The following is a 24,284-nucleotide window of genomic DNA, read 5'->3' as shown; positions in this document are numbered from 1 at the left end:
ATGCTGACGAGCCGTCGGGCAGAAACGGAGGGGAGCCTGCTACGGATAAGCCGATGGTAGAGCGATGACGGCACAGGGTGACAGGGGGTTTCCAGAATTTGCCCCCGGACCGCACGCGTCCTCCATCGCAGGACGCGTGCCCCGTGAACGCTCAGTTGTCCAGGGGAAGCTGCTGGACCAGCAGTTTTCCGGCCATGGTCACGCCGCCGTCCATCGCGATCGCGAGTTTGTCGGCGTACACATGAGGTTCTTCGACCGCGAGAGGCGGCGAATTCTCCCCGTCCTCCGAGCCGACCTCGCCCCGGAGATACGGAATGGGGCTGTGACCATGGACGATGCGTGAACCGCCGTAGGTCTCCAGCAGGGAGCGGACCGCCTGCGCACCGCCGTCGTCGCGGAACGCGAAGCGCTTGGTGAACTTGCGGAACAGGTCCCAGCACTCGTCCGCGTCATTGCGGGTGAGGGTTTCGCGGATGGTGTCGTTGACCGCTTCGATGGAGTCGCCGTAGTCGAGATAGGCGGTCGTGTCGGAGTGCACGAGCAGATGCCCGTCCGCCAGTTCCATCGCGTCCAGGCGGGCCATCCACTGCAGATGGTGGTCCTGGAGACGTTCCATGTCGGTTTTCTGGCCGCCGTTGAGCAGCCAGGCGGCCTGGAAGGTGGCGGTTCCCGCGCCGGAGTTGACGGGGGTGTCGCCGAACCGCCTGGCGCCCAGGAGCAGCAGCTCGTGGTTGCCCATCAGCGCCTTGCAGTAGCCGCCGACCGCGGCGGCCTCGGCGGACAGCCGCATGACGAGGTCGATGACGCCGATCCCGTCGGGCCCGCGGTCGGTGAAGTCGCCGAGGAACCACAGCCGGGAGGTACCGGCCGCCCAGCGGCCTTCGAGGTCGATGAGCCCCTTCTCGTGCAGCGCGGAGACGAGTTCGTCGAGGTACCCGTGCACGTCACCGACGACGTACAGCGGCCCCGGCCCCTCCTCGGGCTGCGGAATCTGCCCGGCCTCGGGGTCGACCGGCACCTGGACCGTGTCGCCGCGGTTGATGACCGGCAGATCGCGCTCCGTCGGCGTGTAGCCCTCCGGCTCGGCGGCGGGGACGCCGGCCTCACCGTGCGGGGGCACGCCCGCGTAGGAACCGGATCGGACGTACGGCTCCGGGGGCCCGGTGTACGGGTCGGCGGCCTGGTCGTACGGCTCGGCGGAGCGGTCGTACGGTTCGGCCGGCCGGTCGTACTGCCCGGGCGGTGCCGGGTGCGGTCCGGGCGGCTGCGCGTACGGACCGGCTTCGTGGACGTACGCCGGTACGCGGAAGTCGCGCACCGTCGGCGTCCGCATCTCGGGTCCCTGACCGGCCCCCTGAGTCATCGACCCCTCCACCACCATCGCGCCGCATCTGCACCGCGTCGGACTGCCTGGTCGCAGCGGCCCGCGGTGTCGTCCGCCCATCATAGGAATGCGGATCGCGCCATGTGATGACCCAGGGGTGGTGAATCGGAGCAGAACCCCAGTTCACCGTGGTTTTCTCCCGAATTGAGAGCACCTTTCCGCGTCGGAGGTCACCCCTGCTCCGGAGACCTCGGCGGACTGACGGTCGTCCGTGGCGGTCGTCGCTCGGAGGAGGTGCGCACGATCAGCTCGGTCGGTATCACCTGCTCGACCGGTTGGTCCGATTCGACCCCCTCGATGGCGTCGATGAGGAGCTGGACCACGGCCGTACCGATTCGTCTCGGTTTGAGCGAGAGTGTCGTGACGGGCGGTTCGGTGTTGGCGTAGACGGTGGACTCGCTGCAGCACACGAGCAGCAGGTCGTCCGGTACGCGCAGGCCGTAGCGCCGGGCCGCCGCGAGGAGGTCGGTGCCGTTCGGGTCGAACAGCCCGTAGACGGCGTCGGGACGGTCGGGCCGGGCGAGCAGCCGGTCGGCGGCCACCGCCCCCGCGCAGGGATCGTGCGCGGGATAGGCCTCGTACACGGGATCCTGGCCCACGCGCTCGCACCAGCGCAGGTACGCGGTCGTCGAGAGATGCGTGTACGTGTCCGTGGTCGTCCCGGTCAGCAGGCCGATCCTGCGGGCTCCGGCGGCGGCCAGGTGGTCGAGGATGCCCAGGACCGCGGCCTCGTGGTCGTTGTCCACCCAGGCGGTCACCGGCAGCGAGCCGGCCGGGCGGCCGTCCGAGACCACCGGTAATCCCTGGCGGACGAGTTCGCTGACGACCGGGTCCTGGTCGGAGGGGTCGATGACGACCGTCCCGTCCAGGGCCACGTTCGACCACACGTCGTGGCGCGAGGTCGCCGGGAGGATGACCAGGGCGTAGCCCCGGGCGAGCGCGGCCGAGGTGGCGGCTCTGGCCATCTCCGCGAAGTACGCGAACTCCGTGAAGGTGAAGGGTTCGTCCCCGTAGGTCGTCACGGTCAGACCGATGAGGCCCGACTTGCCGGTACGGAGGGTTCGGGCCGCCGCGGAGGGCCGGTAGCCCAGCCGATCGGCGACCTCGCGGACATGGCGTCTGGTGGCGTCCGGGAGCCGTCCCTTGCCGTTGAGGGCGTCGGAGACCGTCGTGATGGAGACTCCGGCGGCCGCGGCCACGTCTCTGATGCCCGCCCGGCCCGGCCGGTTTCCTCGACGCGAGGTATCCGACCGGCTCACCTGGTGCTTCCCTGCTGCTGTCATGGCGAGCCGATAGTAGGGCTCATGCGGTGGGGTAGTGCGGACGCATATGCACTCGTTGACAGGCACGTTTCTGCATGATCATAAGTACCCAACGTCCTTGGAATGCAAGGGAGTTGACCGATTCAATGGCAGTACGTCACTTGTCGACGCGCATGAGCCTGCCAAAGAGGCCATGTCTCGAAGAGGTCTCAACTCACCTTCACGAGGGATGCGCGCCACGGCGCGAGCCACCGGCGCGGGCTGTGGCGCGCGGCGCGCCCCCTCTTTCGTACGCCTTCGTGCGGTGATGCCCGGGAGTGCGCACACGGATCTTCGGTGGCGGCCGGGAGGTCGGTCCCGGGCCGTACTCAGCGGCCGCGAATCCTCTTAAGGTGAGCAGTATTGGTAGCCGGTGGTGGTGATGAGCCGGAGACGGTCACGAGGAGGACTGCGGTGAGCGAGACGAGCCCGAAGCTGCGAGCCGAGCTGGAGGGTATCCCCACGTACAAGCCGGGCAGGCCCGCGGCCGCGGACGGTCCGGTGGCGTACAAGCTGTCCTCCAACGAGAACCCCTATCCGCCGCTGCCGGGCGTGCTGGAGAGCGTGACCGCGGCGGTCGGGGCCTTCAACCGGTACCCCGACATGGCGTGCACGGGGCTGATGGCCGAGCTGGCGGACCGGTTCGGGGTGCCGCTCACGCATCTGGCGACCGGCACCGGGTCGGTCGGTGTCGCCCAGCAGCTGGTGCAGGCGACCGCCGGACCGGGCGACGAGGTGATCTACGCCTGGCGGTCCTTCGAGGCGTACCCGATCATCACCCGCGTCGGCGGGGCGACGCCGGTCCAGGTGCCGCTGACGCCGGGGGACGTCCACGACCTCGACGCGATGGCGGACGCGATCACCGACCGGACCCGGCTGATTTTCGTCTGCAACCCCAACAACCCCACGGGCACGGCCGTGCGCCGGGCTGAGCTGGAACGATTCCTCGACCGGGTGCCCGGCGATGTCCTGGTGGTTCTCGACGAGGCGTACCGGGAGTTCGTGCGCGATGCCGAGGTGCCGGACGGCGTCGAGCTGTACCGGGAGCGGCCGAACGTGTGCGTGCTGCGTACGTTCTCCAAGGCGTACGGTCTCGCCGGGCTGCGGGTCGGCTTCGCGATCGCTCATGAGCCGGTGGCGGCGGCGCTGCGCAAGACGGCCGTGCCCTTCGGTGTGAGCCAGCTCGCGCAGGACGCGGCGGTCGCCTCGCTGCGCGCCGAGGACGAGCTGCTCGGGCGGGTCGGTTCGCTGGTCTCCGAGCGCACGCGGGTGGTCGAGACGCTGCGCGGCCAGGGCTGGACGGTGCCGGACACCCAGGCGAACTTCGTGTGGCTGCGGCTCGGGGAGCGCACGGCCGACTTCGCCGCCGTGTGCGAGCGGGCCGGGGTCGTCGTGCGGCCGTTCGCGGGCGAGGGCGTCCGGGTGACGGTGGGCGAGACCGAGGCCAACGACATCTTCCTGAAGACGGCGGAGAGCTTCCGCAAGGAGATCTAGCCGAACCGCCGGCAGAGGCTGTCGATCAAGGCCCTGGCACCCCGCGCTCGCGGGGTGCCAGGGCCTTGTGGCGTTCGTCTCGTTTCTTGCCCCAGCGCGGCTCTGAGCTGGCGTTTCGTATCAGAGGTGCCGGGGCCCGCAGCAAGGCACCCCCACCTGTCACGGCTCGAACGGGCATGCGTCATAATTGCTTGTGAATGTGAACGCGTTCACAAGCGCGTCCCATTTGCTCCCTGGATGTCTGGGGCGAGCGGGACAAACTGCCGCGGTTACCACGGCGACGTAAGGAGTTGACGACGTGGAATTGGCTTTGGCGCCGGAGACGATAGCGCGATGGCAGTTCGGCATCACCACCGTCTACCACTTCCTCTTCGTCCCGCTCACGATCTCGCTCGCCGCGCTCACCGCGGGCCTGCAGACCGCCTGGGTGCGCACGGAGAAGGAGAAGTACCTCAGAGCCACCAAGTTCTGGGGCAAGCTCTTCCTGATCAACATCGCGATGGGTGTCGTCACGGGCATCGTGCAGGAGTTCCAGTTCGGTATGAACTGGTCCGACTACTCACGCTTCGTCGGTGACGTCTTCGGTGCCCCGCTCGCCTTCGAGGCCCTGATCGCCTTCTTCTTCGAGTCCACGTTCATCGGGCTCTGGATCTTCGGCTGGGACAAGCTGCCGAAGAAGATCCATCTGGCCTGCATCTGGATGGTCTCGATCGGCACGCTGCTCTCCGCGTACTTCATCCTCGCGGCCAACTCCTGGATGCAGCACCCCGTCGGCTACCGGATCAACGAGCAGAAGGGCCGGGCCGAGCTCACCGACTTCTGGCTGGTCCTGACCCAGAACACGGCGCTCAACCAGGTGTTCCACAGCTTCTCGGCGGCCTTCCTGACGGGCGGCGCCTTCATGGTGGGCATCGCGGCGTTCCACCTGATGCGCAAGAAGCACATCCCGGTGATGCGGACCTCGCTGCGGCTCGGCCTGGTCACCATGGCGGTCGGCGGGCTGCTCACCGCGATCAGCGGCGACACCCTCGGCAAGGTCATGTACGAGCAGCAGCCGATGAAGATGGCCGCCGCCGAGGCCCTGTGGGACGGCGAGGAGCCCGCACCCTTCTCCGTGTTCGCCTACGGGGACGTCGACAAGGGGCACAACTCGGTGGCCCTGGAGATACCCGGTCTCCTGTCCTTCCTCGCCCACAGCGACTTCGACTCGTACGTGCCCGGCATCAACGACACCAACAAGGCCGAACAGGAGAAGTTCGGCCCCGGCGACTACAAGCCCATCGTCCCCGTCGCCTACTGGGGCTTCCGCTGGATGATCGGCTTCGGCATGGCGTCCTTCTCCCTGGGCCTGCTGGGACTGTGGCTGACCCGGAAGAAGTTCCTGCTGCCGGCCGCCCGGCGGACGGGGGAGGACGAGGTACCGCATCTGGTGCTGCTGAGGAAGCCGCTCGGCTCCAGGCTCACCCGGCTGTACTGGCTCCTGGCGGTCTGGACGATGGCCTTCCCGCTGATCGCCAACTCGTGGGGCTGGATCTTCACCGAGATGGGCCGCCAGCCCTGGGTCGTCTACGGCGTCATGCAGACCCGCGACGCGGTCTCCCCCGGTGTCTCCCAGACCGAGATGATCATCTCGCTGGCCGTCCTCACGACGATCTACGCGATCCTCGCCGTCGTCGAGGTGAAGCTGCTCGCGAAGTACATCAAGGCCGGACCGCCCGAGCTCACCGAGGCCGACCTCAACCCGCCCACGAAGATCGGCGGCGACCCTCGGGACGCCGACAAGCCGATGGCCTTCTCGTACTAGGCCCAGGGAGCTGCTGAGTCATGGAACTTCACGACATCTGGTTCGTCCTCATCGCCGTCCTGTGGATCGGCTACTTCTTCCTGGAGGGCTTCGACTTCGGGATCGGCGTCCTCACCAAGCTGCTCGCCCGCGACCGGACCGAGAAGCGGGTGCTGATCAACACCATCGGCCCGGTCTGGGACGGCAACGAGGTGTGGCTGCTCTCGGCGGGAGGCGCGACCTTCGCCGCCTTCCCCGAGTGGTACGCCACGCTCTTCTCCGGCTTCTATCTGCCCCTGCTGCTCATCCTCGTCTGCCTGATCCTGCGCGGAGTCGCCTTCGAGTACCGGGCCAAGCGGCCCGAGGAGCAGTGGCAGCGCAACTGGGAGAACGCGATCTTCTGGACCTCGCTGCTCCCGGCGTTCCTGTGGGGTGTGGCCTTCGGCAACATCGTCCGGGGCGTGAAGATCGACCAGAACTTCGAGTACGTGGGCAATCTCGGCGATCTGCTCAACCCGTACGCCGTCCTGGGCGGGCTGGTGACGCTGACGCTGTTCACCTTCCACGGAGCGGTGTTCGCGGCGCTCAAGACCCTCGGTGACATCCGGGAACGGGCGCGGAAGCTGGCTCTGCGGCTCGGAGTGGTGACGGCCGTGCTCGCACTGGTCTTCCTGCTCTGGACCCAGGTCGAGAACGGCGACGGCAAGAGTCTGGTCGCGTTGGTCGTGGCGGTGGTCGCGCTGGTCGCGGCGATCGGGGCGAACCAGGCGGGGCGTGAGGGCTGGGCCTTCGGACTGTCGGGCCTCACCATCGTCGCCGCGGTCGCGATGCTGTTCCTGACGCTCTTCCCGAACGTCATGCCGTCCTCGCTGAACGACGAGTGGAGCCTCACGGTCACCAACGCCTCGTCGAGCCCGTACACGTTGAAGATCATGACCTGGTGTGCGGTGATTGCGACACCGGTGGTCATGCTCTACCAGGGCTGGACGTACTGGGTGTTCCGCAAGCGGATCGGTACCCAGCACATCGCCGACGCCGTGCACTGAGACCCATGAATCCGGGGGCATGTTTCACGTGAAACATGCCTCATGAGAAGAAGGTGTGTTTCACGTGAAACACACCGGCTTGACCCAGGGGTGTGTTTCACGTGAAACCGATCGACCCACGACTTCTTCGATACGCCCGCGCCACCCGTCTCTTCCTGATGGCGGTCGTGGGGCTGGGGGCCGTGGGCGCTGGACTGGTCGTCGCACAGGCCATGCTCATCGCCGAAGTGGTGGTCGGTGCTTTCCAGCACGGGCTGTCGACGGGCGAACTCCGCACGCCGCTGATTCTGTTGGCGGCTGTGGCGGTCGGTCGCGCGCTCATCTCCTGGCTCACCGAACTCGCGGCGCACCGGGCGAGCGCGGCGGTCAAGTCGGAGCTGCGCGGACGGTTGCTGGAGCGGGCCGGCGCGCTCGGTCCGGAGTGGCTGAGCGGGCAGCGGACAGGCTCACTGATCGCGCTCGCCACCCGCGGGGTAGACGCCCTCGACGACTACTTCTCGCGCTATCTGCCGCAGTTGGGGCTCGCGGTGGTCGTACCCGTCGCCGTCCTCGCGCGGATCGTCACCGAGGACTGGGTGTCGGCGGCGATCATCGTCGGCACGCTGCCGCTCATCCCGATCTTCATGATGCTCATCGGCTGGGTCACGCAGTCCCAGATGGACCGGCAGTGGCACCTGCTGTCCCGGCTCTCGGGGCACTTCCTGGACGTCGTCGCGGGGCTGCCCACCCTCAAGGTCTTCGGGCGGGCCAAAGCGCAGGCCGAGTCCATCCGGCGGATCACCGGGGAGTACCGGCAGGCGACCATGCGGACCCTGCGGATCGCCTTCATCTCGTCCTTCGCGCTGGAACTGCTCGCCACGATCTCGGTCGCCCTGGTCGCGGTCACCATCGGCATGCGGCTCGTCCACGGCGAAATGGCGCTGTACGACGGACTGGTCGTGCTGATCCTCGCCCCCGAGGCCTATCTGCCGCTGCGCCAGGTCGGAGCGCAGTACCACGCGGCGGCGGAGGGGCTGTCGGCCGCCGAGGAGATCTTCTCGGTCCTGGAGACGCCTGTGCGGGAGCCCGGGACCGGCGTCGCGCCCGCCTCCGGCGAGCTGCGCTTCGACGGCGTGACGGTCCGCTACCCCGGTCGGTCGTCCGATGCGGTGTCGAACGTGTCCTTCGCGGTCCGGCCCGGCGAGACGGTGGCGCTCGTGGGGCCCAGCGGCGTGGGCAAGACGACCCTTGTGAACGTACTGCTGGGGTTCGTCCGGCCCACACAGGGGCGCGTCGAGGTCGGGGGAGTCGATCTGACGGACGCCGACCCGGAGCAGTGGCGTTCGCACGTCGCCTGGGTGCCGCAGCGCCCTCATCTGTTCGCCGGGTCCGTCGCCGAGAACGTACGGCTGGCGCGGCCGGACGCGGACGATTCCGCGGTGCGGGAGGCGCTGGCCGACGCCGGCGCCCTGGAGTTCGTGGACGCGCTTCCCGACGGACTGCGCACGCTCCTGGGTGAGGACGGTGCCGGGCTGTCCGCCGGACAGCGGCAACGGCTCGCCCTGGCGCGGGCGTTCCTCGCCGACCGGCCGGTGCTGCTGCTCGACGAGCCGACGGCCTCGCTGGACGGGGCGACCGAGGCCGAGGTGGTGGCGGCGGTCCGGCGCCTCGCCGTCGGACGGACCGTCCTCCTGGTCGTCCACCGGCCCGCCCTGCTGGGCGTGGCCGACCGGGTGGTGCGCCTGGAACCGGCGGCTTCGGCGGACCGGGCCACCGCGGAGCCCGGCGGTACGCGGCCGGGTCGCTCCGACGTGGTGGCGGCCCTGCCCGTGGCGGACGCGGAGAAGACGGCCGCGCGCCCGGAGAGGCGCGGTGACGTGCTCGCGCGCGTACGTGCCATGGCCGGGCCGCGCCGGGGGCGGCTCGCGCTGGCCCTCCTGCTCGGCAGCCTTGCGCTCGGAAGCGCCGTGGGCCTCATGGCCACCTCGGGCTGGCTGATCTCCAGGGCCTCGCAGCAGCCGCCCGTGCTGTATCTGATGGTCGCCGTGACGGTCACGCGGGCCTTCGGGATCGGGCGAGCCGTCTTCCGGTACGCCGAGCGGCTGGTGTCGCACGAGGCGGTGCTGCGGATGCTCGCCGACACCAGGGTCGCCGTGTACCGGCGCCTCGAACGGCTGGCGCCCGCGGGACTGCGGACCACCCGGCGCGGCGATCTGCTCTCGCGGCTCGTCAGCGATGTCGACGCGCTGCAGGACTACTGGCTGCGCTGGCTGCTGCCCGCCGCCGCGGCCGCCGTCGTGTCCGCCGGCTCGGTCGGGTTCACGGCCTGGCTGCTGCCCGAGGCCGGTGCCGTTCTCGCCGTCGGGCTGCTGGCCGCGGGCGTGGGCGTTCCACTGGTGACCGGCGCCGTCGCACGCCGCGCCGAGCGCCGCCTGGCACCGGCACGCGGAGTGCTGGCGACCCGGGTGGCCGATCTCCTCACGGGAACGGCCGAGTTGACCGTCGCGGGCGCCCTGCCCGCCCGTACCGCCGAGGCGCGCCGGGCCGACGCCGAACTCACCCGCATCACCTCGCGTGCCGCCACCGCCACCGCGCTCGGCGACGGACTGACCGCGCTGATCTCCGGCCTCACCGTCACGGCCGCCGCGCTCGTGGGCGCCCAGGCGGTCGTCGACGGGCGCCTCAGCGGCGTCGCGACGGCCGTCGTCGTCCTCACCCCCCTGGCCGCCTTCGAGGCCGTCCTGGGCCTGCCGCTCGCCGCCCAGTACCGACAGCGGGTACGCAGGAGCGCCGAGCGCGTGTACGAGGTCCTGGACGCGCCCGAGCCCGTACGGGAACCGGAGCGGCCGGTGGAGGCGCCCGAATCGCCGTTCCCGGTCGTGGTGAAGGGCTTGGCCGCCCGGTACGAGGGACAGGAGCGGGACGCCGTCGCCGGGGTGGACCTGGTGCTCGGGCAGGGGCGCCGGACCGCCGTCGTCGGGCCGTCCGGGTCCGGCAAGACGACGCTGGCGCAGGTGCTGCTGCGCTTCCTGGACCCGCGCGGCGGGACGTACACGCTGGGGGGCGTGGACGCGTACGGCATGGACGGTGACGACGTGCGGCGACTGGTCGGGCTCTGTGCGCAGGACGCGCACCTGTTCGACAGCTCGGTGCGCGAGAACCTGCTGCTCGCACGGAAGGACGCGACGGACTCCGCGCTGCGGGACGTGCTGGGCCGGGTGCGGCTGCTCGACTGGGCCGACGGTCTGCCCGACGGGCTCGACACGATGATCGGGGAGCACGGGGCCCGGTTGTCCGGGGGACAGCGGCAGCGGCTGGCGCTCGCGCGCGCGTTGCTCGCGGACTTCCCCGTGCTGGTGCTCGACGAGCCCGCCGAGCATCTCGACCTGGCCACCGCCGACGCCCTCACCGCCGATCTGCTGGCCGCGACCGAGGGGCGTACGACGCTGATGATCACTCACCGGCTAGCGGGCCTCGAAGCGGTGGACGAGGTGATCGTCATGGCCGAGGGACATGTGGTGCAGCGGGGCGCGTTCGACGAGCTGGTGCGTGCGGAGGGGCCGTTGCGGGGGATGGCCGAGCGGGAGAGCCGGACGGAGATGCCGGCCCTCGCGCGGTGACGGGATGTCGGCCGTCGCGCGGTGGGAGGAGCGCACAGGACTCCGTGACAGGGCTCGACTTTCCCTGACAAATGGGACTAACTAGGCTCGGTGCATGTCAGTCGAGCCGGGCCCCGGTGGCGCCCCGAATCCAGACGACGTGCCGCGGCTGCTGGAGGCGATGCGCGCGGTCGGAAGCGGTCTGCAGCTGCGGTCCACGCTGGAACGGATCTGCGAGACGGCGGCGGAGCTGGCGGACGCGCGGTACGCGGCGGTCGCACTGACGGTGGAGTGCGGGGACGGCCTCGCCGAGCACGCGGGCGAGGACACCGGCGGACAGGCGGTCCGGTGGATCGGGCGGCTGCCGGACGGATACGACGGGGCCGGGGGGACCGAGGACACCCGTCGTCCGCCCGAGGCCGGCTTCCTGGCCGTACCCGTCCGCGTACAGGGCGAGAGCCTCGGCACCTTCTACCTCGCCGAAAAGCGCGACGGGGGTCCGTTCGGCGAGCACGACCTCGACATGGTGCGCGTACTGGCGCGCGAGGCGGGCATCGCGGTGGGCAACGCGCGCCTGTACGGGGCGGCCAAGCGGCGTGAGCGCTGGATCGACGGATCGGTGGCCGTCACCACCGCGCTGCTCTCCGGAGGAGACGCCGACGAAGCCCTCCAGGTGGTCGCCGAACAGGCCCGCCGGCTCTCCGACTCGCTGGCCGCGCTCGTGCTCCTGCCCGCGGCGGCGGGCGGACTGGAGATCGTCGCCGTCGCCTCCGAAAACCCGTCGAGGGCACTGGGCCTCGTCGTGCCGCCCGAGAACGCGGTGGCGGGCCAGATCCTCGCGGGGAACGCCGTGTTCGTCGAGGACGCGGCCTCCGATCCTCGGATGCTCGCCGACCTCTCCCGGGGCTACGGACCGACGATGCTCCTTCCGCTCCACAGCGGCGGCCGGGTCCTGGGGAGCCTCGTCATGGCACGTGCGGCGCACGCCCGTCCGTTCACGGAGGTCGAGCGCACCCTGGCGACGCAGTTCGCCTCCCAGGCCGCGCTCGCGCTGATGATGGCCGAGGCGCAGCGGGACCGGGAACAGCTCGCGGTCTACGAGGACCGTGACCGGATCGCCCGTGACCTGCACGATCTCGTCATCCAGCGGCTGTTCGCCACCGGGATGCTGCTGGAGAGCGCCCAGCGGCGATCCGTGCTGCCCGAGGTCCGCAAGGGCGTCGGCAAGGCGGTCGATGAACTCGACGTCACCATCCAGGAGATCCGTACGGCCATCTTCGCCCTCCAGCAGGGGCCCGCGGAGTTTCCGACCCGGCTGCGCACGCGCGTACTGCGGGAGATCAACATGGCCGCCGTACCGCTCGGCTTCAAGCCGTCGCACCGCTTCGTCGGCTCCGTGGACACGGTGGTCGGCGAACTCACGGCCAAGAACCTCGTCGCGGCCCTCCGCGAAGCCCTGTCCAACGCCTTCCGGCACGCGGGGGCGTCCCGCATCGACGTCACCGTGGACGCGACCGTACGGCTTCCGGGCGAGCGGAGCGGCGTACGCCTGACGGTGACGGACGACGGCGTCGGCATCCCCGAAGGGGGTCGGCGCAGCGGGCTGAAGAACCTGAAGCGGCGCGCGGAGTCGCTGGGCGGGGACAGCTGGTACGGACCGGGATCCGGGAAGGACGGCGGCGGCACGTCGGTGATCTGGGAGGCGCCGTACTGAGTCCGGGCGGACCGGGCGGACCGGGCGGGGAGGGGCTGGCAGGGCGGATCGGGCGGCGCGAGGGGAGGGCGGGGCGAATTGCCGAAGTGGCTTCGGCGGGACCCCTGTTCGGCCCAGCGCGGTGGTCCATCCGTGCCCGCCCCTCCCCCAGGTGTACGACTTGAACAGGACCGGAGCCGTCCCCGCGCGACACGATCCATGTCATGCGCTCACGTCGACGTCGCCACCCCCTGCTCGTCACGGCGCTGTTGTGCGCGCCGGCCGTCCTGGCGGCGGGGCCCACGGCGGCCACCGGGGACGCGGACAGTTCCGGCGGGGTCGGCGCCGAGGTCGTGCGGCTGTACGAGGAGGCGTCGGTGGCGACGCAGCGGTACGAGGCGGGGCGCCGTGAGGCCGATGAGCAGCGGGGGCGGGCCCAGCGGCTGGAGCGGCTTCTCGACCGGGAGCGGCGGGACATCGCCGTGCTGCACGGGGACCTCGGCCGTATCGCACGTGCCCAGTACCGCACCGGCGGAGGCCTCCCGCACACCGTGCAGCTGCTGCTCGCGGACAGCCCCGAGGAGCTGATGCGCGGTCAGCGTGCCGTCTGGCAGGCGGATCTGGCGGTCGACAACGCCGTCACCAAGAGCCGCCGGGCCGAGAGCAGGCTCGCGGCCGACGAGTCGAAGGCGGCCTCCGCCTGGCAGGTGCTGGAGCGGCGCAACGACGAACTCGCCGGGATCAGGCGCGGCATCGAGCGGAAGCTGGCGGAGGCCCAGGGCACGCTCCAGGGGCAGGCGGACGCCTCGGCCGCCGCCGGGGCGTGCCGGGGTTCGGTCCGGCTCGATCAGCCGGAAGAGGCCTTCACCCAGCCGTGGATCCCCCCGGTGGAGACGTACGGGCTCTCCGCGGGGTTCGGCAGCGGTGGTGAACGCTGGGCGAGCCGGCACACCGGGCAGGACTTCGCGGTGGACATCGGTACGCCGGTGCGTTCGGTGGGCCGGGGACGGGTGGTCAAGGTGTCGTGCGGCGGCCCGTTCGGCATGGAGGTCGTGGTGCGGCACGAGGGCGGCTACTACACGCAGTACGCCCATCTGGCGGCCGTCACCGTGGACCAGGGGGAGCGGGTGTCCACCGGGCAGTGGGTCGGCCAGTCGGGCACGACCGGCAACTCGACGGGCCCGCATCTGCACTTCGAGGTACGCCTGACCCCGCAGTCGGGCTCGGGAGTCGACCCGCGGGAGTGGCTCGCCGAGCGGGGAGTGCGGCTGTAGCCGCAGGAGCGGGCCGACCGCTGCCGACCGTGCTCCGTATCTACCGGTCTTGCCGGTTCTACCCGTCCTACCGGTCCTACTGGTCCTATCGGTCCTACCGGTGTTCCGAGAGTTTCCGTATCTACTGGTGCTCCGCGAGTCCCGTACCTACCGGCGCTCCGCGAGTATCCGCTCGATCACGACGGCCACGCCGTCCTCGGTGTTGGCGGCCGTGCGTCCGGACGCCGCTGCGATCACGTCGGGGTGCGCGTTGCCCATCGCGTACGACGTGCCCGCCCAGGTGAGCATCTCCACGTCGTTCGGCATGTCGCCGAAGGCGACGACCTCCTCGTGCGAGATGCCGCGCTCGGCGCAGCACAGCGCGAGGGTGCTGGCCTTCGAGACGCCGGGACCGCTGATCTCCAGCAGCGCGCTGGGGCTGGACCGGGTCACGTTGGCCCGCTCCCCGATGGCCAGCCGGGCGGTCATGAGGAAGTCGTCCGGGGCGATCTCGTGGTGGAACGCGAGGATCTTGAGCACCGGCTCGTCGGCGCCCGGGGCGTCCGGCGCCAGAAGTTTCTCGGCGGGCGCGACGGTGTCGGGCGCCTCCAGGTGCATCTTCGGGTACGCGGGCTCCTGGTAGAAGCCGTAGGTCTGCTCGATGGCGAAGAGTGTGCCCGGAGCGGCGTCGCGCAGCAGCCGTACGGCGTCGAGGGCGTTCTCCCGTGCCAGTTCCCGCACCTTGACGAAGCGGTGGGCGCCGGGGCCGCCGTGCAGATCGACCACGGCGGCGCCGTTTCCGCAGATGGCGAGGCCGTGGCCGTGGACGTGGTCGCTCACGACGTCCATCCAGCGGGCCGGGCGCCCGGTCACGAAGAAGACCTCGATGCCGGCCGCCTCGGCGGCGGCCAGGGCGGCCACCGTGCGCGGTGAGACGGACTTGTCGTCGCCCAGCAGGGTGCCGTCGAGGTCCGTGGCGATCAGGCGGGGCGGGAGGGGGGAGGCCGGAATCCCGGGCCGTCGGGTCGCTGAGGTCACTCCGCCATTCTCCCGCATATGCGCGCACGGGCGTGCGGCGGTCCGCACATGTGAGTGACGTAACCCCTCACCTGCCCTTTTCCGCACCGCAAGCCGCAAGCCGCACGCCGCACGCCCCTGGGCGGGGGCGTGTCCCATCAGGGGCGCGGGGAACGGCGCGAGCAACCCAGGCCCAGGACACCCGCGGTCGCGCACCGGGCGTCGGCCCCTCCCCGCCGGGTGCCGGCCTTCCACGGGGCGTCAGCCCAACTGCGCGACCGCTTCCAGCGCGATCTGCTCGAAGACCTTCTCGTCCGCCGCGAAGTCGGAGTCCGGGATGGGCCAGTGGATCACGATGTCCGTGAAGCCCAGCTCCAGGTGGCGGCCCGCGAAGTCGACGAACGCGTCGAGGGACTCCAGCGGACGTCCGCGGTCCGGGGTGAAGCCGGTGAGCAGGACCTTGTCGAGCTCGCGTACATCGCGCCCGACCGTCTCGCACGCGGTCGCCAGCTTCTCCAGTTGCCCCCGCAGGGCGTCCACCGACTGCTCGGGGGTGCCCGTCTCGAAGATCTTCGGGTCCCCGGTGGTCACCCACGCCTGTCCGTGCGCGGCGGCGAGCCTCAGCCCGCGCGGTCCGGTGGCGGCCACCGCGAAGGGCAGCCGGGGGCGCTGCACACAGCCGGGGATGTTGTACGCCTCACGCGCCGAGTAGAACGTGCCGTCGTACGACACGGTGTCCTCGGTGAGCAGCCGGTCGAGCAGCGGTACGAACTCGCCGAAGCGGTCGGCGCGCTCGCGCGGCGTCCACGGCTCCTCGCCGGTGCGCAGCAGTGTCGTGGCGTCGAACCCGGAGCCGCCCGCGCCGATGCCCAGCGTGATCCGGCCACCGGAGATGTCGTCGAGGGAGATCAGTTCCTTGGCGAGGGCCACCGGGTGCCGGAAGTTCGGGGAGGTCACCAGCGTGCCGAGGCGCAGCCGGTCGGTGGCGCCCGCGGCGGCGGTCAGCGTCGGCACGGCGCCGTACCAGGGGCCTTCGCGGAACGTCCGCCACGCCAGGTGGTCGTAGGTGAAAGCGGTGTGGAAACCGAGCTGCTCGGCGCGCTGCCAGGTGGAACGCCCTCCCTCGTGCCAGCGGAGGTACGGCAGGATCACGGTGCTCAGACGCAGACTCATGCCGCAGAGCCTAAGCGCAGCCGTGCGGCACACCGAAGCGGCCGACCGGCGGAGGCGGCCACGGCCGGGCCGTGCGAGCCACCCCGTTCCCCCGTTCATCGGTTCGTCAGTGCGTGGCCGGAAACCGCAGGTAGTGCGGGGGCACGGCGGCCGTGAGCCAGACGCCGTTGGCGCTGACCGTGAAGACGTGGCCGTCGCGGCTCATGGCGCCCGCGTCCACGGAGAGCACGACGGGGCGGCCGCGGCGGGCTCCGACACGGGTCGCCGTCTCGCGGTCGGCCGACAGGTGCACGTCGTGCCGGTTCATGGGCCGCAGCCCCTCGGCGCGGATCGCGTCCAGGCTGCGGGCGACGGTGCCGTGGTACAGGTACGCGGGCGGCGTCGCCGGCGGCAGTCCGAGGTCGACCTCCACGGAGTGGCCCTGGCTGGCGCGGATCCGGTTGCCCTCGATCGCGAAGCGCTGCTTGTCGTTGGCGGCCACCACGTGGTCCAGCTCGTCCCGGGTGAACGGGAAGCCGTGCGCCGCCGCCGCGGCCATCAGCGTGCCGATCTCGACCCAGCCGCCGTAGTCGAGCGTGAGCCCGATCCTCTCGGGCCGGTGCCGCAGATGCTTCGAGAGGTACTTCGACACCTTCACGGTGCGCCTCTCGTCCGCGGTGCGCTTCTCGTCCATGGGTCTCTCGTTCATCCCGCCAGGGTGCCTGGAGAGACACTGATCACGCATTTGATTTTGGCCCGGAGGTTTGATCCACAGCCAAATGCGTTATCCACAGGCGTAGTTGCGGAATCTGTGGACAACTCCCTTACACTTTATGATGGTTCGTCAACTTCGGCTGTTTGAGGGCGGTGTGCGGCAAGTGCGTCCAAGGCCCGTGCCCTGACCTCGCGTTCGGCGGCCAGCGCGATGAACTCGGCCGCGTGCTCCGCGCCGACAAGCCCTTCCACAGCGGTCATTGTCGCGGCCGGGACCGCCACGGTACGCGTCTCCTCCGCGTCCGCCCGGGGTTTCTCCACACCGAGATGCCGGCGCAGCTGTCGATGGGCGAACAGCTGCATGGCCCGGGCCAGTTCGGCGTCCACCGTCTGGCGTGCGAGCGGCCGCAGGCGGCGTACGAGCGCGGCCGCTTCCGTGGCATCGGAGTCGTTCGGCGGGTGTTCGCCGAGATAGCGGGCGAAGACGTGCTCGGCCGTGAACTCCAGGAACCGGGAGGCGATGTGCTCCACCTGGCCCCTCAACTCCCGCAGATGGCTGGAGATCGCGGACAGCGGAACGCCCGCCTCGTACAACTCCGCCGCCACCGCCAGCTCTTGGGGGCTCGGCACGAGGAACGTGTCGTCCTGGCCCGGGATCCGTTCGAGCACTCCCAGCTCGATCGCCTCGGCCACCGCCGCGTCGTCCGGGTGACCGCCGAACCGTTCGTCGAGCTCGGCCCGTGAGATACGGACCGCCTCCTCGTCCGTCCACGGCCCGTGGACCTCGGCGACCAGACCGAGCACGCCGCCCAGACCGCGCCCCGCGTCCCAGGCCTCAAGGAGCTCCTTGATGGAGGCCAGGGTGTAGCCGCGGTCCAGCAGGTCCGCGATCTGCCGCAGCCGGGCCAGATGGGTGTCCGCGTAGAGATTGGCGCGCCCGCGCCGTTCCGGGCGGGGGAGCAGCCCGCGGTCCTGATAGGCGCGGATCGTCCGGACCGTGGCGCCACTGCGGTGCGCCAGGTCCTCGATCCGGTACGCGGCGCCGGCCGACTCCTCGATCACAGTCCCTGCCCCTTCGGTTCCTGCCCTTTCGGTTCCTGCCCTCCCGAGGGCCCGTCGGCTACGCGATCGCCGCCCTGCCGATCGCCCCCGCAGCCGCCCGGGCCGCGGGCGACGTCGCCAGATACTCGACCGCGCGGCGCATCGAGCCCTCCTGCGAAGGATGGTACGAGCGCCGCAGATAACGCGGTACGGCCGAGCCCAGCTCCTTCCACGTGGGCAACAGCCCCTTGCGCACCGCCCGGTTGTGCGCCCCGAGCGAATAGCGCAGCCCACCCGCCAGCCGGGGATCGTGGCGGATCAGATAGCCCGCGCCCCACGCCCACATGTACAGCATCACCGGGGCCGTGACCGCCATGCCCGCCACCCGGCGCGCATACCGGGGCAGGCCCTCGCCGCCGCAGTGCTGGTACATGTCGAAGGCGACCGCGCGGTGTTCGACCTCCTCCGCGCCGTGCCAGCGCAGCAGGTCGAGCATGACCTCGTCGGAGCCCGCCTCGTCAAGCCCCTCGGCGGCCAGCACCCAGTCGCCGAGCACCGCCGTGAACTGCTCGATGGCCGCGATCACCGAGAGCCGGAAGAGCAGCCACTCCCGGGCCGGTACGCGGCCCAGCGGCGGAGTCTCACCGAGGATCCGCCGGAAGAGGAACTCGACATGCTTCGTGTACGCGTCCGTGTCCAGGCGCTGCGCCGCCAGATGGTCCAGCACGTACGCGTGCTGCACGCTGTGCGTCGCCTCCTGGCCCATGAACCCCTTGACGTCCTTGAGCAGTTCGGGGTCGGTGACCAGCGGCAGGCCTTCCTTGAAGACCTTGACGAACCACCGCTCCCCCGCGGGCAGCAGCAGATGCAGCACATTGATGACGTGGGTGGCGGTCGGCTCGTCCGGTATCCAGTGGAGCGGGGTCCGCTCCCAGTCGAAGGAGACCCGGCGGGGGGTGATGGCGTGGTGCTCTGTCACAGCGGTGGCTCCATCCGTGCGATCGCGCGCAGTGCCCTGGGAGCGAAACGGGACATGAGACGGCCGCCGCGGGCCTCCGCCGTCACGGGCACCACGGCCTGGTTGCGGACGACGGCCCGCAGCACGGCCTCGGCGACCTTCTCCGGCGGGTAGTTGCGCAGCCCGTACAGCCGCGCGGACCTCTTCTGGCGCCGTTTCTCCTCGGCGGCGTCGACTCCGGTGAAGCGCGCGGTCGAGGTGATGGCGGTGTTGACGAATCCGGGGCAGATCGCCGAGACGCCGATGCCCCGGCCCGCCAGCTCGGCGCGCAGACACTCGCTGAGCATCAGCACCGCCGCCTTGGAGGTGCTGTAGGCGGGCAGCGCCTTCGAGGGCAGATACGCGGCGGCCGACGCGGTGTTGACGATGTGGCCGCCCTGTCCGCGCTCCGCCATCTGTTTGCCGAAGAGCCGGCAGCCGTGGATCACGCCCCACAGATTGACGTCGAGGACGTTGCGCCAGTCCTCCGCGGTGGTGTCGAGGAAGGAGCCGGACAGCCCGATCCCGGCGTTGTTCACCAGGACGTCGACCACCCCGTACTCGGCGGCGACCTTCGCGGCCAGCTGTTCCATCGCCTGCTCGTCGGAGACGTCGACCGTCTCGGCCCAGGCCTCCGGGGCGCCGACGAGCCGGGACAGCTCCGCGGTGCGCGCCGCGCTCTCCGCGTCCCGGTCGACGGCCACCACGCGCGCGCCGGCCTCGGCGAACGCGAAGGCGGTGGCCCGTCCGATGCCGCTGCCCGCGCCGGTGACCAGGACGAGCTGCCCGCCGAAGCGCTCGGCGTGCGGACCGCTCACCGCCGGTGCCGGCCGCCCGCCCTCGGTCGAGGTCACGAACTCGGTGATCCAGGCCGCCACCTGGTCGGGCCGGGTGCGCGGGATCCAGTGCTTGGCCGGGAGGGTGCGGCGCACCAATTGCGGTGCCCACTGCTCCAGTTCGTCGTAGAGCCGCTCCGAGAGGTAGGCGTCTCCCAGAGGCGTGATGAGCTGCACGGGCGCGTGGGCGTACGCGTCGCCGCGGGGGCTGCCCAGGCGGGGACGGATGTTGTCGCGGTACAGCCAAGCGCCGTTGGCCGCGTCCCTGGGCAGCGACGAGGTCGGATAGCCGCCGGCGGGGACCTTCTCCAGGCGGCGCAGGATCTTCGGCCACTGCTTGCCGAGGGGGCCGCGCCAGGCCAGTTCGGGCAGGACGGGGGTGTGCAGCAGGTACACGTACCAGGACTTGGCGCCCTGGCCGAGCAGTTGCCCGACCTTGCGGGGCGTCGGGCGGGACATGCGCTTCTTGATCCAGTGCCCGAAGTGGTCGAGGGACGGACCGGACATCGACGTGAAGGACGCGATCCGCCCTTCCGTGCGCTTGACCGTGGTGAACTCCCAGGCCTGCACCGAACCCCAGTCGTGGCCGACCAGATGGACCGGCCGGTCCGGGCTGACCGCGTCCACGACCGCCAGGAAGTCGTCCGTCAGCTTCTCCAGGGTGAACCCGCCGCGCAGGGGCCGGGGCGCGGTGGATCTGCCGTGGCCGCGCACGTCGTACAGCACGACATGGAAGCGCTCGGCCAGCCGCCCGGCGACCTCGGACCACACCTCCTTGGAGTCCGGATAGCCGTGCACGAGCACCACCGTGGGCCGCGCCGAGGGATCGCCCCACTCGACGACGCACAGCTCGACACCGCCCGTACGCACCCGGCGCTCACGCCAGCCCGCGAGGGGCACTCCGCCCGCCAGGGGCACTCGTCCTTCACCAAGGGTCATTCGTCCTCCGCCCAGCGCCGCACGTGCGGCAGATCGTCGTCCAGCCAGAACGCGCTCTGCTCGGGGTCCCGGGAGTCGGTGACCACGAGGATCTCCTCGAACTTCGCGCCCGTGCCCCGGAATCCGAGGTGCGGTTCGACCGCCCACAGGCCCGGATGCGGCGGATGGTCGGAGAAGCGGTACGGCGACCACAGGGGCGACCAGCCGTCGCGGTGGCCGTGCAGCGCGTCGCCCGCCAGCCCTTTCAGTGACTGGACGCCGAAGCCGAACAGACGCGGTGACCAGCGCCGTTCCCGGACGCGGTCCACCTTGTGGGCGATCACGCCGAAGGGGTACGCCCGATGACGGTTCGCGTAGCCCTGGCGGACCATGAGCCGGTCCACGTCCTCGTAGATCTCCCGCAGCGGGCGCCGCTCGCGCACCTCGCGCAGCAGCAGCTCGCGATGCGCCTCCAGATCGGCGAGCAGCCGGTCCTGCACCGGATTCGGGCCCAGCGAGCCGGAGTAGCCGATATCCGCGGTGCAGCCCTTGAGGATCGGGGCCATGTCGAGGATGAACGGCATCCCCGGCTCCAGCCGCCGGTTCGTGGGGAAGAACTGCAGCGGGATCCGGAAGCCCGCGAACGCCGTACGGTCCCCGAACCAGGCGAAGGGCAGATGGAACCAGTCCCGGACCCCGCGCTCGTGCAGCCACGCGCGCTGCATCCGCGCCGCCTCGCGCTCGGTCACACCCGGCTCCAGCCGCGCGGCCACCGCCTCGGCGCACGCGTACGCGAGCCGCTGCACCTGCCTGAACCCGCCGAGCTCCGCGGCGAGCGGGCCGGATGAGGCCCCTGCCGGAGCCACTGCTGAGGTCATGCCACCGTCCGTTCCAAGCCGACTGCCGTACGCGCCCGTAACTTGACACTGATGAATGTGACCATTGTCGGCGGCTGCGTCAAGGGGTGGGTGCGAGACCTGTGGAAAACCATGTGGTTGTGGACAACCCGGGCGACCCCGGGCGCCCCGGGTGATCCGGCCGACCCCGGGCGACCCGGGCACGGCGGCGGCCGTCGGTTGTTCGACCTGAGGGGGACCCCTACGGGCCCGTACGACTGGAGAGTGACAGCGATACAGCTCCCAGGTCTGACGACTGATGTGGCCTGCGCCACTACCTTCGAATCGTGACTGTGATCGCGACCGAAAGCCTGAGCAAGCGGTTCCCCAGGGTGACCGCTCTTGACCGGCTCTCCGTGGACGTCGGGCCCGGTGTGACCGGACTCGTCGGAGCCAACGGAGCCGGCAAGTCCACACTGATCAAGATCCTGCTGGGGCTGTCCCCCGCCACCGAGGGCCGCGCCGCGGTGCTCGGACTCGATGTCGCCACCAGGGGCGGCGACATCCGGGAGCGCGTCGGATACATGCCCGAGCACGACTGCCTGCCGCCCGACGTCTCGGCCACCGAGTTCGTCGTCCACATGGCGCGCATGTCCGGCCTGCCCCCGGCGGCGGCCCGCGAGCGCACCGCGGACACGCTGCGCCACGTCGGCCTCTACGAGGAGCGGTACCGCCCCATCGGCGGTTACTCGACGGGCATGAAGCAGCGCGTGAAGCTCGCGCAGGCGCTGGTCCACGACCCGCAGCTGGTCTTCCTCGACGAGCCGACGAACGGCCTCGACCCGGTCGGCCGCGACGAGATGCTCGGCCTGATCCGCCGTATCCACACCGACTTCGGCATCTCCGTCCTGGTCACCTCGCACCTGCTCGGCGAGCTGGAGCGCACCTGCGACCACGTCGTCGTCATCGACGGCGGCAAGCTCCTGCGGTCCAGCTCCACCACGGACTTCACCCAGCGCACCGCGATCCTCGCGGTCGAGGTCACCGACACGGACGAGCACCCGGACGGCACCGGCGCACTGCGCGAGGCGCTCCACGCGCGCGATGTCGAGACCCACGACGGCAGCGGACTGCCGGGCGCGGGCCACATCCTCCTGCTCACCGCGCAGGGCGAGGAGACGTACGACCTCGTCCGGGACGTCGTCGCCGACCTGGGCCTCGGTCTGGTGCGCATGGAGCAGCGCAGGCACCACATCGCGGAGGTCTTCAAGGACAGCGACGAGCAGGCAGCCAGGGACGCCGAAGCCCGGTCGGCCCTGAAGGACGGCGACGAACAGCGGAAGGAGGCGGTCGGCCATGGCGGTTGAGCAGCCCCAGGCACAGGTCCCGGCTCCGGCCCGCGCGGGCGAGCAGACCCGGATCCACAACATCGGCTACCGCAACTACGACGGCCCGCGCCTGGGCCGCGCGTACGCCCGCCGCTCGCTCTACTCGATGTCCCTGCGCGGCTCGTACGGCCTCGGCCGCTCGGTGAAGTCCAAAGTGCTGCCGATGCTGCTCTTCGTGGTGATGTGCGTCCCCGCACTGATCATGGTCGCGGTCGCCGTCGCCACCAAGGCGAAGGACCTGCCCGTCGACTACACGCGCTACGCGGTCATCATGCAAGCCGTCATCGGCCTGTACGTCGCCTCCCAGGGACCGCAGTCCGTCTCCCGCGACCTGCGCTTCAAGACCGTCCCGCTGTACTTCTCACGCCCCATCGAGACCGCCGACTACGTACGCGCCAAGTACGCGGCGCTCGCCTCGGCGCTGTTCATGCTCACCGCCGCACCGCTGCTCGTGCTGTACGTGGGAGCGCTGCTCGCCAAACTCGACTTCTGGGACCAGACCAAGGGTTTCGGACAAGGGCTCGTCTCCGTGGCACTGCTCTCCCTGCTCTTCGCCGGCATCGGCCTGGTCATCTCGGCGGTCACCCCGCGCCGCGGCTTCGGTATCGCCGCCGTCATCGCCGTGCTGACCATCTCCTACGGAGCGGTGTCCACCGTCCAGGCCATCGCCTACGACCAGTCCAGCACCGACGCGATCGCCTGGCTCGGCCTCTTCTCGCCGATCACGCTGATCGACGGGGTGCAGACCGCCTTCCTGGGAGCCACGTCCGCGTTCCCCGGCGGTGACGGTCCTTCGAGCGGCCAGGGCGTCGTGTATCTGCTCGTCGTCCTCGGACTCGTCGCGGGCAGCTACGGCCTCCTGATGCGCCGCTACCGAAAGGTCGGACTGTGACCGCCCGCCCGTCGTCCGCCACCACCCTTCCAAGGAACGGGCCGCGCCCATGAGCACCCTCACCATCGACCACGTCTCGCGCTGGTTCGGCAACGTGGTGGCCGTCAACGACATCACCATGACCATCGGCCCCGGCGTCACCGGCCTGCTCGGCCCGAACGGCGCCGGAAAGTCCACCCTCATCAACATGATGGGCGGCTTCCTGGCCCCCTCCACCGGCTCCGTCACCCTCGACGGCCGGCCGACCTGGCGCAACGAGGAGATCTACCAGCAGATCGGCATCGTCCCCGAGCGCGAGGCGATGTACGACTTCCTCACGGGCCGCGAATTCGTCGTCGCCAACGCCGAGTTGCACGGCCTCGGAGACAAGGCCGCGCACCGGGCCCTCGCCACGGTCGAGATGGAGTACGCGCAGGACCGGAAGATCTCGACGTACTCCAAGGGCATGCGCCAGCGCGTGAAGATGGCCTCCGCGCTCGTCCACAACCCCTCGCTGCTGCTGCTCGACGAGCCCTTCAACGGCATGGACCCGCGCCAGCGCATGCAGCTGATGGACCTGCTGCGGCGGATGGGCGACGAGGGCCGCACGGTCCTCTTCTCGTCGCACATCCTGGAGGAGGTCGAGCAGCTCGCCTCGCACATCGAGGTGATCGTCGCCGGACGGCACGCGGCGAGCGGCGACTTCCGCCGGATCCGCCGCCTGATGACCGACCGCCCGCACCGCTATCTGGTCCGCTCCAGCGACGACCGCGCGCTCGCGGCGGCGCTCATCGCCGACCCGTCGACGTCCGGCATCGAGGTGGACCTCCAGGAGGGCGCCCTGCGCATCCAGGCCGTCGACTTCCCGCGCTTCACGGCACTGCTGCCGCGCGTGGCCCGCGACCACGGCATCCGACTGCTCACGGTCTCGCCGTCCGACGAGTCCCTTGAGTCCGTCTTCTCGTATCTCGTCGCGGCGTAG

At 70.7% G+C, this 24,284-nt stretch carries 18 protein-coding genes; 9 read left to right on the top strand and 9 right to left on the bottom strand.

Annotation, left to right across the window (positions count from 1 at the left end):
* Nucleotides 1-151 precede the first annotated feature (151 nt).
* A complete protein-coding gene (locus tag J8N05_RS05980) occupies nt 152-1,378 on the bottom strand; it encodes a metallophosphoesterase (RefSeq protein WP_247706672.1) in 1,227 nt (408 codons plus the stop codon).
* Between the two features lie 176 nt (nt 1,379-1,554).
* Nucleotides 1,555-2,667, bottom strand: a complete 1,113-nt coding sequence (locus tag J8N05_RS05975; protein WP_107020452.1) for a LacI family DNA-binding transcriptional regulator — start codon at nt 2,665-2,667, stop codon at nt 1,555-1,557.
* 432 nt (nt 2,668-3,099) lie between these two features.
* Here J8N05_RS05975 and hisC point away from each other — a divergent pair, with 432 nt between their 5' ends.
* The 6 genes from hisC to J8N05_RS05945 all read left to right on the top strand — a co-directional run bounded on the left by hisC (nt 3,100) and on the right by J8N05_RS05945 (nt 13,553).
* A complete protein-coding gene (gene hisC / locus J8N05_RS05970) occupies nt 3,100-4,179 on the top strand; it encodes a histidinol-phosphate transaminase (protein ID WP_210881412.1) in 1,080 nt (359 codons plus the stop codon).
* A gap of 298 nt (nt 4,180-4,477) precedes the next feature.
* On the top strand, nt 4,478-5,983 hold the full coding sequence (locus J8N05_RS05965) for a cytochrome ubiquinol oxidase subunit I (RefSeq protein WP_210881411.1): 1,506 nt from the start codon (nt 4,478-4,480) through the stop codon (nt 5,981-5,983).
* 20 nt (nt 5,984-6,003) lie between these two features.
* Complete coding sequence (gene cydB / locus J8N05_RS05960) at nt 6,004-7,008, top strand: cytochrome d ubiquinol oxidase subunit II (RefSeq protein ID WP_210881410.1); 1,005 nt, start codon at nt 6,004-6,006, stop codon at nt 7,006-7,008.
* 101 nt (nt 7,009-7,109) lie between these two features.
* Entirely contained in the window at nt 7,110-10,607 is a 3,498-nt protein-coding gene (gene cydD / locus J8N05_RS05955; protein ID WP_210881409.1) for a thiol reductant ABC exporter subunit CydD, read from the top strand.
* Between the two features lie 94 nt (nt 10,608-10,701).
* Nucleotides 10,702-12,300: a sensor histidine kinase gene (locus J8N05_RS05950; RefSeq protein WP_210881408.1), complete on the top strand. Its 1,599-nt coding sequence runs from the start codon at nt 10,702-10,704 to the stop codon at nt 12,298-12,300.
* 203 nt (nt 12,301-12,503) lie between these two features.
* The gene (locus tag J8N05_RS05945; protein WP_210881407.1) at nt 12,504-13,553 is read left to right on the top strand and encodes a M23 family metallopeptidase; all 1,050 of its coding nucleotides are present in this window, start codon (nt 12,504-12,506) and stop codon (nt 13,551-13,553) included.
* Nucleotides 13,554-13,700: 147 nt separating this feature from the next.
* Here the strand turns inward: J8N05_RS05945 and J8N05_RS05940 are convergent, their stop codons facing one another.
* The 7 genes from J8N05_RS05940 to J8N05_RS05910 form a co-directional block, all read right to left on the bottom strand.
* Nucleotides 13,701-14,588, bottom strand: coding sequence for a Cof-type HAD-IIB family hydrolase (locus J8N05_RS05940; RefSeq protein WP_210881406.1), 888 nt, complete (start codon nt 14,586-14,588; stop codon nt 13,701-13,703).
* A gap of 222 nt (nt 14,589-14,810) precedes the next feature.
* Complete coding sequence (locus tag J8N05_RS05935; RefSeq protein WP_210881405.1) at nt 14,811-15,722, bottom strand: LLM class flavin-dependent oxidoreductase; 912 nt, start codon at nt 15,720-15,722, stop codon at nt 14,811-14,813.
* Nucleotides 15,723-15,828: 106 nt separating this feature from the next.
* On the bottom strand, nt 15,829-16,410 hold the full coding sequence (locus J8N05_RS05930; RefSeq protein ID WP_210881404.1) for an RNA 2'-phosphotransferase: 582 nt from the start codon (nt 16,408-16,410) through the stop codon (nt 15,829-15,831).
* 122 nt (nt 16,411-16,532) lie between these two features.
* Nucleotides 16,533-17,477 carry a MerR family transcriptional regulator gene (locus J8N05_RS05925; protein ID WP_210881403.1) on the bottom strand — a complete coding sequence of 315 codons (945 nt, stop codon included), beginning with the start codon at nt 17,475-17,477 and terminating at the stop codon, nt 16,533-16,535.
* A 58-nt stretch (nt 17,478-17,535) separates the two neighbouring features.
* On the bottom strand, nt 17,536-18,435 hold the full coding sequence (locus J8N05_RS05920; protein WP_210881402.1) for a metal-dependent hydrolase: 900 nt from the start codon (nt 18,433-18,435) through the stop codon (nt 17,536-17,538).
* Complete coding sequence (locus tag J8N05_RS05915) at nt 18,432-20,228, bottom strand: SDR family oxidoreductase (protein WP_210881401.1); 1,797 nt, start codon at nt 20,226-20,228, stop codon at nt 18,432-18,434. Before J8N05_RS05915 ends, J8N05_RS05920 begins: the two co-directional genes overlap by 4 nt.
* The gene (locus J8N05_RS05910; RefSeq protein WP_210881400.1) at nt 20,225-21,085 is read right to left on the bottom strand and encodes a M24 family metallopeptidase; all 861 of its coding nucleotides are present in this window, start codon (nt 21,083-21,085) and stop codon (nt 20,225-20,227) included. The genes J8N05_RS05915 and J8N05_RS05910 overlap by 4 nt, the downstream gene beginning before the upstream one ends.
* Before the next feature lie 311 nt (nt 21,086-21,396).
* Between J8N05_RS05910 and J8N05_RS05905 the strand changes: the two genes are divergently transcribed.
* Genes J8N05_RS05905 through J8N05_RS05895 form a run of 3 tightly spaced genes read left to right on the top strand, consistent with a single transcriptional unit; the run spans nt 21,397 to nt 24,284 of the window.
* Nucleotides 21,397-22,410 (top strand): ABC transporter ATP-binding protein, encoded by a 1,014-nt coding sequence (locus J8N05_RS05905; RefSeq protein WP_210890038.1) that lies wholly within the window; start codon nt 21,397-21,399, stop codon nt 22,408-22,410.
* Nucleotides 22,400-23,323 carry an ABC transporter permease subunit gene (locus J8N05_RS05900; RefSeq protein WP_210881399.1) on the top strand — a complete coding sequence of 308 codons (924 nt, stop codon included), beginning with the start codon at nt 22,400-22,402 and terminating at the stop codon, nt 23,321-23,323. Before J8N05_RS05905 ends, J8N05_RS05900 begins: the two co-directional genes overlap by 11 nt.
* A gap of 49 nt (nt 23,324-23,372) precedes the next feature.
* The gene (locus tag J8N05_RS05895; RefSeq protein WP_210881398.1) at nt 23,373-24,284 is read left to right on the top strand and encodes an ABC transporter ATP-binding protein; all 912 of its coding nucleotides are present in this window, start codon (nt 23,373-23,375) and stop codon (nt 24,282-24,284) included.

Origin of the sequence: Streptomyces liliiviolaceus (assembly GCF_018070025.1) — a bacterium.
GTDB classification, from domain to species: domain Bacteria; phylum Actinomycetota; class Actinomycetes; order Streptomycetales; family Streptomycetaceae; genus Streptomyces; species Streptomyces liliiviolaceus.
The sequence above is the reverse complement of the archived record's forward strand: the minus strand, read 5'-3'. Positions and strand labels throughout refer to the sequence as shown.